Source organism: Arenibacter aquaticus, assembly GCF_003957295.1.
In the GTDB taxonomy this organism is placed as follows: Bacteria; Bacteroidota; Bacteroidia; order Flavobacteriales; family Flavobacteriaceae; genus Arenibacter; species Arenibacter aquaticus.
Genome location: NZ_RQPJ01000003.1, coordinates 405,065 through 418,262, shown reverse-complemented (window position 1 = coordinate 418,262; position 13,198 = coordinate 405,065). Strand labels below are relative to the sequence as shown.

Genomic DNA, 13,198 nt, shown 5'->3' with positions numbered 1-13,198 from the left:
TCTTAAAAAGATATGAAAAAATTAATATATCTATTTACATGTATTATTGGAACAGCAGCTTGTACAGATGGCTTTGATGAAATGAATATTGATCCCAATAATCCAGTTAAGGCATCTTCTCAATCAATATTGTTGGCAGCGCAGCGCACTATAACCCATACGCTTTTAGATGACAACAATGTGTTTACAACCTTAAATTGGGTACAGTACCATGCCAAATTAGGGTATAGTGAACAAACTTATGACATTGATTGGAATACGGATGCATTCTTTAATAATCAGACAGCGGTCTTAAACAATTTGGAATTACTGAGGAAGCAAGCGGTTAGTGATGAACATGCAAATTATGAGGCAGTAGCAATAATTATGAAGACATGGGTTTTTTCATATTTCACGGATATGTACGGTGATATACCATATAGTGAAGCTTTAAAGGCAATGGACGAAAACATTTTATACCCAAAGTTCGACACCCAAGAAAGTATTTATAATGATTTGGTGGCTAAACTTAAAGAGGCAGATGCTAAAATTGAGTTGGAACCAGGTGTAGCCGATATAGATGGAGCTTCAGATATTTTTTGTCAAGGGGATATGCTTAAATGGAAAAAGTTTGCCAATTCTTTACGAGCACGATTGTTGCTTAGAATGTCCGAATCTGCAGCAGATGTGGCAAAGGCTGGTTTGGAAGAAATTTTTCAAAATCCGGATACCTACCCGGTTTTGGAAGACAATTTGGACAATGTTGGTGTGAAATTCATAGGGGAGACCTCAGGAGTTAACACTTCAATTTTTGTTCAACAAACTAACAATGGTCAGGTAAGGGCGGTTAGTACCACCTTAGTAGATTTGCTATGTGCCAATAATGATCCAAGGCGTACAATTATGTTGAACGCTACTAAAAAATCTGTCGATTCCGTTACGGCTGGAGTATGGACAGAATATGAATATCAAGGTGTGCCGCCAGCGGTTTTAAGTCCATTTAACTCTTTTCAGATAAACGATGTGTCCACGGTGGGTGATGCTATATCATTGGATTATTCTAGGCCAATTGATGTATTGACATATGGCGAGGTGTTATTTATTAAAGCAGAGGCTGCTAGCAAGGGATATAACGTAGGTAGCAATGTTGCTGATATATATGTAGAAGGTGTTAAGGCATCAATGGAAAAATGGGGCGTTACAGATCAAGGAACAGTAGATCAATACCTAGCCCTTCCTTTTGTCGCTTTTGATTCCTCAAGGGCACAAGAACAAATTATAACACAGCGCTACATAGAACAATTTCACCAGGCCCTGAACACCTTTGCAATGATCAGAAGATCTGGTTTTTCTGGATTGAAATGGGTTAGTATAGGTTTTTCAATAGAAAATGGATATCCAGATAGAATCCCATACTCACATAACATGCGTGGGGGTAATCCTAATTTTGAAACTATAGCACCTCAGTTAACCAAAAACTTGTGGGGCAACATGTGGTTTGCCAAGGATATTACTGTTACAACAGCTGCTGCTTATGAGGAACCAGTAGTATATAAATTTATCTACAACTAAATAGTAAAACAAATGAAAAAATCCATAATTACATTATATGTGTTGGCCATATTTATTTTGGTTGCATGTGATAAATACGAAGATTACGACCTCAATATAGATGCCCCTGTGGCAAACATTGATTTAGAGGAAACAAATGGCTATGTTGTTCGTTTCTCCAATAATTCTACCAATGCTCAAGAATACCTATGGGAATTTGGTGACGGTAATATTAGTACTGACAGGGAACCAGAGCATGAGTATGAGCTACCCGGGGCGTGGAAGATACGATATACCGCTTACTCAAAAGGTTATTTTAAAGCGGCCATAGATTCTACCCAGATTTTTTTACAAGGAGCAACGGCCAACTCAACCGATTTTTCAGGTGAATATCAAGGGGTTTTTCAAGCAGCTTCAGGAGGTTCAAAATATGAATTTACAACAACTGCAACTTTGGTCAACGGTGAAAATGCCTTTCTGTTTGGAAATGTTCTAAAAGCTAATAGAGAGCTATACAAGAGTTGGGGGTATGCCACTTTTGATGGCACAAATGATTTTGCAAAAGTTATTGTAGAGGAAGACGGAGTTTTAACCATACCCTTACAATATATGTATACCATTGATGGCTTTGGATACCATGATCGTGTTTTTGTGCAGGGCAGGGGAAGATATAATGCAGAAACTCAAGCTATTTCTTTAGAATATGTGGAGCTTTTTGAAGGCGATGGTCTAAATTGGGATGAAGAAGCTTTAACGGAAAAAGTTTTAATTGCCCGTCAAAAATAAACACTTTTAAATAGGCATAGCAAAGGATTGAGCAATTGAAGTTCAGGTTTCTGATTTTAGAATGCTCTTTGTTATGCCTTTTTTATACTATAACAGTAAAACATTATGAAATTGATGAATATTAAAACTACACTAGTCATAATAGCCTTCCTGATTTTTATTACAACAAACTTTGCTCAGGAAAGGATAACTATAGTGCCTCACCCAAAGGAAATAAAGTTGAATGAAGGTGAATTATATCTGGATGAAGTAGTAAGGGTTGGCTTTAAGAATCAAAAGGTATCCGCTGTTGCGGATCTAATGGCACAAGATTTATATAAGTTGTACCAAATTAGAGTAAAAGCAAAAGAGGGTAAAGCTGATATATTTTTGGATATAGATAATTCTTTAGCTGAAGAAGAATTCAATATAATTGTAACCAAGGCTAATGTAACCGTAAAAGGGGGAAGTTATAACGCAGTGTGTATGGGGGTAACTTCTGTTTTGCAATTGGCTAAACCCAAAAAAGCCGGTCTAATCTTCCCTTTATGTGAAATAAAAGATAAGCCAACATCTGAATACAGGGGGGTAATGTTGGATGTGGCCCGTCAATGGCACAGTATTGAAACAGTTAAACAGGTGGTAGAATTATGCCGTTGGTATAAAATTAGGTACTTACAAATACATCTTACAGATGATCAGTCTTTTACTTTTCCTTCTACCACATATCCAAATTTGCCGACCAAGGGCCGGCATTATAGTTTGGATGAATTAAAATATTTGGTAGATTTTGCAACAAAAAGAGGTGTTGTAATAATTCCAGAATTTGATGCTCCCGGACATACAACAGCAATGCGAAAAGCTATGCCAGAGCTATTTGGACCGTCTAATTTAGGGGTGGTAGATATGACCAAGGATGAGGTGTATAGGGCAATGGAAACCATAATGAAAGAAATGATGGATGTTTTTTACACCTCACCCTATTTTCATATTGGTGGAGATGAGGCTTGGTTGGGAGAGTTTCAAAAAAAAGAGGCTACAAAAGCCCATGTTGCTAAAAATGATTTTGATAATGCCCATGATGTCTACTTGGATTTCTTGGTAAAAATGCATGAAGTAGTAAAAAAACACGGAAAAAAAACGCTTGTTTGGGAGAGTTTTTCCGGTGAGGGAAGTAGAAAGGTCAAAATACCGAAAGATATGATCGTTTTTGCTTGGGAAACGGCTTATCAGAGACCTGAAAGTTTACTTAAAAATGGATATACGATAATAAACGCCTCATGGAAACCAGCCTATGTTACACCCGGATGGCGTTGGACAAAGGAGTATATTTATAACTGGAACCTACATCGATGGGAAAATCATTGGAATGCAACCCCTGCTTATTTTAACCCTATACAGCTAGATAAAAGTACCCCAATTTTAGGAGGTCAATTGTGCTCATGGGAAATGAGTGAAGAAGAGCAGATAGCGAGTATCCATAAAAGGGTTTCGGCTATTAGTGAAGTTTTTTGGAATGGGGAGGGGAAGAAAAGCTATGAAGATTACAATGAGCGGGCCCATATTGTGGATGATTTGTATACAAAACTGATTTTTCCGGTAAATGTTGAAAGGGAAGGGTTTAATGAGCCGGAATATGAAGGGATATATTTTAACAGGGAAAATGAATTTTCGGATAAGGCGAAGGTAAAATTTAAACCCATACTTGCGGACACTAAATTAACATATACAACAGATGGCTCCATGCCTACGTTTTCTTCACCACAGTTGCCTAAAGTTTTGGAGTTGGATAATAATTTCTCTGCGAGGATAGGGGTTTTTAATTCAAAAGGTCTGTCTATAGGGTATAAAGTTGCTAAATACGAAGTAAACGCCATTAAATCCAAGATTGTTGGGGATACAATTCCACTAAGGGATATTAATAGTAAAAGAAATCGTGTAGAGTTTATAGACGAAGTAGAACTGGAATTGAAAAATTTAAAGGATCAATCTGAAATAAGGTATACAACGGATGGGAGCAGGCCCACGATGAACTCTAAACGTTATCAAGGTAATGTTCTAATAAATAGTTCAATGGACCTAAAAGCAAGTTGTTTTTTTGATGGAGTGCCATATGGTAAATTATATGAAAACAAGTTTGTAAAAAAGAATTACGAAAAAAATATTACTACAGCTAAGAAAATAGTGGCTGTAGACCGTGGTACCGGATCTGGAATAAATTTAGACAAAGCCATAGATGGTTTTGTGGATATTGATGGGTATTGGGATAATAGTAATGAAGCCACTAGCGTAATTATAGATTTGGATCAGGAAACAGTAATAAGTAGTATTCAACTTTATACCTATTGGGACGGTAATAGGGTATATGGTTATACGGTGGAAGCTTCTGTAAATGGCAAAGATTGGGAACTAATAGTAGATAGGACTTCCAATGGGGAAGTAGCTACTGAGAATGGCTATATAGACGAATTTACCAAAACCAAGGCGAAATTTATTAGGGTCAATATGCTAAGTAATACTGCTAATAGTTCAATGCATATCGTAGAAGTAAGAGCTTATTAATCATATTTATGAAAAAATTAATTAACATTAATTTACTGTGTTTTGTGTTTTGCCTAACCTTAAGTTATTCACAAGAACCAGTAGATTACGTAGATCCATTTATTGGGACACATGATTCGAGACCTTTATTGTTTCCTGGTGCTACATTGCCTTTTGGTATGGTGAAATTAAGTCCTGATAATCAAAAATCCAATTGGAAAGCTGGTCATGATTATGCCATAAAAAATATAGCGGGATTTAATTTTGTACATGATTATCACCTGTCCACGTTTTATGTTTTGCCCGTAACGGGAAAAATACAAACACAACCTGGCACTGAAGTAGATCCAGACTTAGGTTATAGGTCCCGGATTAATAATGACAATGAACAAGCCGCACCTGGTTATTACGCTGTTAATCTGGAAGACTATGGTGTAAAAGCAGAGCTTTCTTCCACAACACGGGTCGGTATACAACGCTACACCTTTCCGAAATCTAATGAATCCAGGGTAATGTTCGATTTTGAAATTCCGTATGAGGACCCCGGTGAAGTTTTGGAAGTTGTGGTGAATAAGGTAAGCGATACGGAGATAGAGGGCTATATTAAAGTTATGGACCGTCAAAACAATGGAGTAACTATTTGGTTGCATAATGATTACTATTTGTATTTTGTAACGCGTGTAGACAAACCATTTAAGAGTCTAAGCGGATGGCATAAAGACAAAATATTTAAAGATGTAAACCAAATAAAAGGTTCTGGGGATGTGGGCTGTTTTTTAGACTATAACACAGAGAAAGGAGATCAGATAAATGTGCACACAGCACTGTCTATGGTTAGTACTGACCAAGCGCGATTAAACTTGAATGTTGAAACTCGTGAGTATGGTTTTAACTTTGATAGGTACCGGGCCAATGCTAGAAAAGTGTGGAATAATCTTTTGGGGAAGATTAAAATAAAGGATAATAATGAAAAAAACAAGGTCAAATTCTACACAAATTTATATAGGACTTATTGCGCTAAGACCATTTGGAGTGATGTAAATGGCAAGTGGGTAGATATGAATGAGGATGTGGTTTCCGTTGCACCCGGTACGCCTATTTATGGGGCTGATGCTTTTTGGGGAATGAAATGGAACTTAAATGGTTTGTGGTCTTTGGTAAATCCTTCATTAATGAATTCTTGGGTAACTTCTCTATTGGAAATATATAAAAGAGGAGGGTGGTTGCCCAAAGGGCCCAATGCCGGTGAATATTCCGCAATTATGACCTCTTCCCCTGCTGTATCGTTTATTACAGCGGCCTACCAACAGGGTATAAGGGACTATGATGTAGATTTGGCGTATGAGGCAATTTCAAAAATTATGAAAGAGCCGGGCCGCCCACACAAAAGTGGAGGTTTTGTTGGTAATAGATGGTTAAGGCCATACATGGATTATGGTTATGTCCCTTTGGAATATGGTCCGGCATCCAATACCATGGAACTAGCCTTTCAGGATTGGTGTGTTGCCCAAATGGCGAAGGATTTAGGTAAAATGGAGGATTATGAATACTTTCTTGAAAGATCGAAAAGCTATAAAAATCATTTGGACCAAAAGGCTCTTTATGCGCGTATAAGAAGTTCCAGCGGTGAATGGATTGATCCTATGGAGCCATTTTCTTCCAAAGGGTTTATAGAGGGAAATGCCTGGCAATATACTTTTTATGCGCCACATGACGTACAGTCTATTATCAATTTTCTAGGGAAAGAAAAATTTGTAGAAAGACTCGAATGGGGGTTTAATAGCTCTCAAAAATCCAAATTTAATGCCACTGGAGATCAATATGCAAAATATCCTATTAATCATGGTAATCAACCAAATATGCAAGCAGCCTATTTATTTAATTATGCAGGTAAACCATGGTTGACACAAAAATGGGTTAGGGAAATTTTGAATGTTTATTATGGGGAAACTCCGGAAGATGGTTGGCCTGGTGATGAGGATCAAGGACAGATGGGAGGTTGGTTTGTGATGAGCTCATTGGGGTTGTTCCAAATGCAAGGAGGTTCTGGTGTAACCCCTATTTTTGATCTAGGGAGTCCACTTTTTGAAAGGACTGAGATTTCCCTTGAGAATGGAAAAGAAATAAAAATTATTGCTAAAAATAACAGTGATAGAAATAGGTATATACAATCCGCTAAATTTAATGGAAAACCGTTGCACAATACCTTTATAGAAGCATTGAAACTTCAAAAAGGAGGTAAGTTGGAATATGTAATGGGACCAGAACCAAATGTGAATTGGGGAGTGTCAGAACTGCCGCCCTCAATGTCCGAGCATGGAAAGTGGGAAAATAAGAATGAGACCGGGTTTGTGATTTCGGCAAAAGGCATAGAGGACCATGAGAAAAAAACTTTTATGGATTCTGTATTGGTAACTATACATTCCAACTTAAAGAACGGAACAATACGGTATACCATAGACGGTTCCATACCAAATAATTCATCAGCTATTTACAGTACACCTTTGAAGTTTATGGAAACTGTAACTGTAACTGCTACTGTTTTTAACCCAGCTGGGAAACCTCTTACAAAGATACGAAAGGCCAAGTATGAAAAGATTAACTACGAAAACAATATTACTCGTTATCAAAAAACAAAGGCTTCCTTGTTAAATCCTGGTTATGAGCCTAGTAAAGCAGTTGATGGTTTTGTTGATAGGGATAATTTTTGGGATGCGTCTCCCTTTCCACAATGGTGGTCCATAGAGTTGGAAACAAAAAAAGAAGTTAATGAAGTGCATCTATTTACATATTGGGATGGCGGTAGATATTATCAATATAGCATTGATGCTTCGGTGGATGGAATAAATTGGAAAACCATTGTTGATGCCAATGACAATACAACTGTGGCGACCAAAGAAGGATATATACACAAAATACCACCAACTTATGCTAAATATTTTAGAGTAAATATGTCCTATAACAGTGCTAATGCCGGTGTGCATATTGCAGAATTTAGGGTCTATTAGGATTTTAGCTTTTTATAACCTTTAGTGCTTATCGTTTGTGGGCTTCATCAACGGTAAGCACTTTTTTTGTTGTACGGACAAAAGATTTTCCTTTCGAATAATTTTCAAATTCAAATCGTTTTAATGGGTAGTTTTTCCTTTACTAAATTAAGGTGTAACTATCGGCGGACTATGCTTTAATCTCCTTGTTTTACCCCTAAAAACGGGGCTTTTGATACTATTTTACAAGTATTTGATACTGCAATACTATTTCAAAATCTGTTCTCATTCTACTTTTGTTAACAACAGTATAGCTCATAAAAGTTCAGATAGGTGTTGTGAAAATCCGTTGCAATTCTTTGGTTGAAAAATTAAAAGGTAAAATGTGTTTTCTGCCTTTTCTGAATGGAAAACTAATTAAAAACTTTAAACGAAAAACGAACTCAATGAAAAAAAATGATTTATCAAATTTCAAGAACCTAGAGAATTAAAAAACTACAAACCAAATAATTATGAAAATAAAAATGTTAATGCGCAAGAGTACTTTTCTTGCACTAATTTTCCAGTTGCTAATTGTGGGATACGTCCAGTCCCAGAATGCCAACCAAGATAAGCTGTCCATTTCCGGTAATGTTGTAGATGAAAACAACCTTCCTCTGCCTTATGTGAATGTTTATGTTAAGGGAACCCCTACGGGAACCATGACCAATGATGATGGGGAATTTTCCATAATGGTCGCCAAGGGTAAAACTATTAGTTTTTCCTATGTGGGCTATGTAGTCCAGGATGTGGTTGTTAATGATGCGAGCCAGTTAACGGTGGCTTTAGAGCCAGATTCCGATGAACTGGCCGAAGTTATTGTTACGGCATTGGGGATTAAAAAGGAGAAAAAGGCAATCGGATATTCGGTAGATGCCATATCTTCAGAAGAAATAAACTCAACCGGAGAACCCAATGTACTGCTAAACCTTTCGGCAAAGGCCCCAGGTGTACAGGTAACCGGTTCTGCCAATGGGGTGGATGGATCCCCAAGGGTGTTGATCAGGGGGGTAACTTCATTATCGTCGGATAATCAACCATTATACGTTTTGGACGGTCTTCCATTGTTGAGCAATAGGTCCTTGTCCGAAAGCCTGTTTACTTCTTCTAGTGGAGCGTCGGACCTGGGAAATCCTTTGTCAGATATAAACCCAAACGATATTGAGAATATAAGTATCTTAAAAGGGGCCAGTGCAACTGCACTTTATGGTGCGCGTGGAGCCAATGGGGTGATAATGATTACCACTAAAAAAGGTAAATCTGGTCAAAAAGGTTGGGGTGCCAACATATCTAGTAGTACTACCTTTCAATCCGCTTTGATCTTACCTGAACCACAGTTAAATTACGGACAAGGTTTTGATGGTGAGTTTAGCTACGTGGACGGGAACGGTGCTGGGGTAAACGAATCCAATACCAACTTATGGGGGCCGGCCTATAATGGCCAGGAAATATCACAATGGGATCCCAATACCGGAGGGGCCGTTGTAAAACCTTGGCTACCTTATGGGGCCAACAATCTAAAGAATTTCTTTGAAACGGGCCATACCATTCAACAAAATTTATCACTGACACATGTAACGGAAACTTCAAATGCCAGATTGTCCTTGGGACATCAGGATATAAAAGGGATCACTCCTAATACCGGTTTGGAAAGAATTACTGGAAGTTTTAATTCATCTTTTCAAATCGGCGAAAAATTGAACTTAAATTTCGTAGCTACCGGATCAACTATGAATAGCGACAATAGGACATCCTATGGTGGTGGTGGTGCACTTTGGCAAACTCTATTTATACCTACCAACATAGATATTAGAGATCTGAGGAATTATAAGGATGAGTTTGGTAACAAAGTGAGTTTTTATGAAAATGGCCCTAATCCGTATTGGGATTTATATGAAAATGTAAATCCGGTTACCCGTACAAGATTTAGCTTCAATGTAGGGTTGGATTATGCCGTAAACGATTGGATTTCTTTACAAGGGAATGTTTTTCAGGATACCAACACTACAGAGTATGAGCGGATTGTAGCAAAGCACCTATACAACAATGGGGGGTATCAGGAAGGTTTAGACCTTAATAAAGAAGTGAACGCCGATTTTAGGTTAAACATTAACAGGGATCTGTTCAGGGACTTGAACTTAAATTTAATGGTAGGTGCCGCTACTAGGCATGAGGAAAGCAATAGGAAATATGCTGCAACAGATGGTGGTCTATTGGTGCGCGGTATTTACAATTTGGGCAATTCTGCCAAGCCGGCCATAGTGAACAATAGTAAGACCGAAAAAGAAGTGAACAGTGTATTTAGTTCCCTTGAGTTAAATTATAAAAGTTATGCCTTTTTAACGGTGACCGGTAGAAATGATTGGTCCTCCACTTTGCCTAAGGATGACTGGTCTTTCTTTTACCCCTCCGTATCATCTAGTTTTATTTTCACGGATGCCTTGAATATAAAAAGTAACTTTTTAAATTATGGTAAGTTAAGGGGTAGTTGGGCCAAAGTAGGGAATGATACACAGCCATATGCCTTGGATAGGTTTATTACAAGAAGTACGAGTTCTTTTAACGGACAGCCGGTAATGGGGATAGATAATGTAATACCTGCCACAACGTTAATACCCGAAGAATCTACTTCTTTCGAGGTTGGGGGAGAATTATACCTGATAGACAGCCGTGTTAAATTGGATGTTGCTTATTATAAAAACGAGTCGAGCAATCAATTGATAAGGGTTGAAAATGCTTGGGAAAGAGGAGCAAGATTTGCTTTTATCAATGCAGGCACCATTACCAATAAAGGGATAGAGGTAAAGTTGGAGCTGACCCCAATTACAACCAAGGATTTTAGATGGGACGTTAATATGAATTGGTCTCAAAATAGAGGTGCCGTTTCCGGTTTTCCTGAGGATTTGGTTGATTTTAAACACATAGCAGCCTGGTACGGACCAGAGATAAGGGCTACAAATGGGAAGCCATATGGTCATATTGTTGGGTTTGAATATTTTAGGGATACCCAAGATGCCTTGGCCAATGTACCAAATATGGCTAGTGATTTTGAAAACTTTGGATATACCGCTGAGAACAATATTTACGGAACAGGTAAAATACTTACCAGAAATGGATTTCCTATGCACAATCAATGGCGTGGAACCAGGGATTTAGAAGAATCAGCTCCATTAGACTGGTCCGGTGGAATCAGAAATAGTTTTAACTATAAAAACTTTAACCTTAATTTCTTGTTCGATTTTAGATATGGAGGCAAAGTAATTTCTACAACTTATCAGTTTATGTCGTTAAATGGTCTAAACCCTGACAGTGCAGGTATAAATGCCAACGGAGTGGCCGTTAGGGATAATGTAACTGACGGAGGCGGTTTTATTTTTGATGGTATCGACGTTGAAACAGGACAGCCCAATACTACTGCGATAAGTACCCAAGACCTATATTCAAATTTTAATTACCCAACATCTGATTTGATGAGGGATGCTACCAACATTAAATTAAGGGAACTGTCCATTGGCTATAGGTTGGACAATAAAGTAACCCATAAACTAGGGCTTAGCGATGTTAATATCTCTCTTATTGGAAGAAACCTCTGGCTGATTAAAAACAACCTGGACGGAATAGATACCGAAACAGCAAATATGGGAAGTTTGAACAATGGATCTGGTTTTGAGTATGGATCATTGCCCAATACGAGAAGTATAGGGATGAATTTGTCAGTGAGCTTCTAGATTAATAACCATTTGAAAACAAAAAAATATGAAATCAATTAAATATATAGCGATACTAAGCTTTGTCCTATTGGCGATAAATGCTTGTACCGATGATTTTGAAGAGATAAATACCAACCCCAATTCGCAGGTGGTCGGCAGTAATGAAGGGCTTTTGCTAGGGGCTCAAATAAGGGCCTCAAGAGAACTGTTGGATAACATCAATAGCTTTAATAAAGGAATGTCCAAATGGACACAATACTATACCAATAATCTTCAGCCTAGTGAGTTTATTTCCTCCAATACACGTAGTGATTTTAATGACTTTTGGGTGTATCAAAATTTAGTGACACAAACTATTCCCTTGGTGGAAAGGATTATTGACAACACTGAGGAGACACCACATCCAAACTTTAAGGCAATAGCATTGGTACTCAAAGGGTGGATTTATGGTAACATGACCGAGCTATGGGGCCCAATTCCTTTTTCGGACGCTCAATACGGCGAAATTTCGGAAGAAGAACAATATAACAAACCCAAGTTTGACTCTCAGGAAGAAATCTTAAAAGGAGTTATTGGCCTTTTGGAGGAAGCAAATAATACTTTTGATCTTTCCGGGGAGTCTGGCGTCGTCATTAAACCGGAGAGTGATGCCTTTGGAGGTGGCGATATTCTAAAATGGAAGAAATTTGCCAATTCGTTGCAAGTTAGGATACTAATGAGAATATCCGATGCTGATCCCAGCTTTGCCAAGGCAAAACTGGAGGAAATATTTGCAAATCCGTCCAAGTACCCGGTTTTGGAAAGCAATGCGGATAATTTTGGTATGACTTGGGAGGATGCTGTGGGATCTTATCCTGACCCCTTTGCCAGTTATGTGGAAAACAATGATGAACGTGCCCCCATAGTAATTACTGGTTTTTTAAATACCTTGGGAGATCTAGAGGACCCTAGGATGAAAGTATTGGTGTCCCCTGCCGAGGGGTATACTGATGAGGAGACTTATGTTGGTTTGCCTCCAGCTTTTGATGATGAAAATCCAAGTGATTTTACTAGGATGGCTTTGGACTCGGTAAGTCAGTTATCGCCAGAATTTACTTCGGTGCAGCAAAGACCCATCATGACCTATGCCGAACTGTTATTGATCAAAGCCGAAGCCGAAGCAAAAAATATTAATGTAGGAACTTCAGCAGAAGCTGCGTACCAAGCCGGTATTGCTGCCCATATGGAAGAGCTTGGGGTAAGTACAGCGGATATAGATACCTATTTATCTTCCTCCGATGTAGTCTATGATGCCAGCAAGGCAACAGAGCAAATAATTACGCAAAGATATATTGCCCAATTTGGTCAAAGTATCAATACCTTCTCTATGATCAGAAGAACAGGTTACCCTACAATGGACTTTTTTGATATAGGAATTCATAAGGAAAAAGGATATCCGGTTAGAATGCGATATCCAATTGAGACCATGCTGAATTTTAATAAAGAAAATTACGAGAATGCAATTGCAGGAGTTTCAATTATCGACAATGTTTTTGGGGATAATTTGTGGTTTGCAAAAAATGCCCCGACTGTTGGGATGGAACCAAACCTACAAACAGCACCGGTATTATATCAGTATTAAAACTA

The 13,198-nt window shown here is 38.1% G+C and carries 6 protein-coding genes; all 6 read left to right on the top strand.

Annotated elements, in window-relative coordinates; genetic code table 11:
* Positions 1–12 precede the first annotated feature (12 nt).
* The 6 genes from EHW67_RS08595 (at position 13) to EHW67_RS08570 (ending at position 13,193) form a co-directional block, all read left to right on the top strand.
* On the top strand, positions 13–1,551 hold the full coding sequence (locus EHW67_RS08595) for a SusD/RagB family nutrient-binding outer membrane lipoprotein (protein WP_126161970.1): 1,539 nt from the start codon (positions 13–15) through the stop codon (positions 1,549–1,551).
* A gap of 12 nt (positions 1,552–1,563) precedes the next feature.
* Entirely contained in the window at positions 1,564–2,316 is a 753-nt protein-coding gene (locus tag EHW67_RS08590) for a PKD domain-containing protein (RefSeq protein ID WP_126161969.1), read from the top strand.
* Between the two features lie 114 nt (positions 2,317–2,430).
* Complete coding sequence (locus EHW67_RS08585) at positions 2,431–4,857, top strand: family 20 glycosylhydrolase (protein ID WP_158285105.1); 2,427 nt, start codon at positions 2,431–2,433, stop codon at positions 4,855–4,857.
* An 8-nt stretch (positions 4,858–4,865) separates the two neighbouring features.
* Positions 4,866–7,844: a GH92 family glycosyl hydrolase gene (locus EHW67_RS08580; RefSeq protein WP_126161967.1), complete on the top strand. Its 2,979-nt coding sequence runs from the start codon at positions 4,866–4,868 to the stop codon at positions 7,842–7,844.
* A 491-nt stretch (positions 7,845–8,335) separates the two neighbouring features.
* The gene (locus tag EHW67_RS08575) at positions 8,336–11,590 is read left to right on the top strand and encodes a SusC/RagA family TonB-linked outer membrane protein (protein ID WP_126161966.1); all 3,255 of its coding nucleotides are present in this window, start codon (positions 8,336–8,338) and stop codon (positions 11,588–11,590) included.
* A 28-nt stretch (positions 11,591–11,618) separates the two neighbouring features.
* Positions 11,619–13,193 carry a SusD/RagB family nutrient-binding outer membrane lipoprotein gene (locus EHW67_RS08570; protein WP_126161965.1) on the top strand — a complete coding sequence of 525 codons (1,575 nt, stop codon included), beginning with the start codon at positions 11,619–11,621 and terminating at the stop codon, positions 13,191–13,193.
* The last annotated feature ends 5 nt before the right edge of the window (positions 13,194–13,198 follow it).

What these genes read in the sequence shown, in the direction of transcription:
- EHW67_RS08590 (WP_126161969.1), top strand. Translation starts at nt 1,564, where the DNA reads ATGAAAAAATCCATAATTACATTATATGTGTTGGCCATATTTATTTTG.
- EHW67_RS08580 (WP_126161967.1), top strand. Translation starts at nt 4,866, where the DNA reads ATGAAAAAATTAATTAACATTAATTTACTGTGTTTTGTGTTTTGCCTA.
- EHW67_RS08595 (WP_126161970.1), top strand. Translation starts at nt 13, where the DNA reads ATGAAAAAATTAATATATCTATTTACATGTATTATTGGAACAGCAGCT.
- EHW67_RS08585 (WP_158285105.1), top strand. Translation starts at nt 2,431, where the DNA reads ATGAATATTAAAACTACACTAGTCATAATAGCCTTCCTGATTTTTATT.
- EHW67_RS08575 (WP_126161966.1), top strand. Translation starts at nt 8,336, where the DNA reads ATGAAAATAAAAATGTTAATGCGCAAGAGTACTTTTCTTGCACTAATT.
- EHW67_RS08570 (WP_126161965.1), top strand. Translation starts at nt 11,619, where the DNA reads ATGAAATCAATTAAATATATAGCGATACTAAGCTTTGTCCTATTGGCG.